Annotated in this window: 2 protein-coding genes; both read right to left on the bottom strand. The window is 68.3% G+C overall.

Annotation, left to right across the window (positions count from 1 at the left end; genetic code table 11):
- Nucleotides 1-266 (bottom strand): chemotaxis protein CheW (locus IVB29_RS20545; RefSeq protein WP_247505210.1); only part of this gene is annotated, 266 nt, incomplete at its 3' end.
- Between the two features lie 21 nt (nt 267-287).
- Nucleotides 288-518: hypothetical protein (locus IVB29_RS20540; protein WP_247505209.1), on the bottom strand; the 231-nt coding region annotated here is incomplete at its 5' end.

Below are 518 nucleotides of genomic sequence, written 5' to 3'. Positions count from 1 at the left end.
TCGACGCCGACCGCCATCGGGGTCTTGCCGTCCTCGGGCTTGGGCAGGCCGAGCCGGGCGCGCATGTCGACCACGGTGACGATGCGGCCGCGCAGGTTCAGCACGCCCGCGATCTCGCGCGAGGACAAGGGAACGCGGGTGACGCGCTCCGGCATGAACACGTCCTGGACGCGGGAGATCGGCAGGCCGAACAGCTGGCCGCCGATCATCGCGGTGACGTATTCGACCATGGCGCCTTCGCCGGACTGGGTCTTCTTCTTGGTCATGTGCGTATCTCCTCGTCCTCTTTACGCCGCTGCCCGGCTCAGCTCGGAGGCGCCGGCGGCGCCCGCGGTCTGTTCCTTCAGCGCCGCGATCAGACCGGGACGGTCGAACTTGGCGACATAGTCGTGGAAGCCGGCCTGACGGCCGCGCTCGATCGCCGCCGGCGACACCAGCGCCGAGAGACCGATGATCGGCATCGTGCCCAGATTGCTGTCGGAGCGGATGGTCTCGGCGAACTCGAACCCGTTCATGTC

Source organism: Bradyrhizobium sp. 1 (assembly GCF_023073315.1).
In the GTDB taxonomy this organism is placed as follows: domain Bacteria; phylum Pseudomonadota; class Alphaproteobacteria; order Rhizobiales; family Xanthobacteraceae; genus Bradyrhizobium.
Note: the sequence above shows the minus strand (reverse complement) of the source record. Positions and strands in the feature narration are given on the sequence as shown.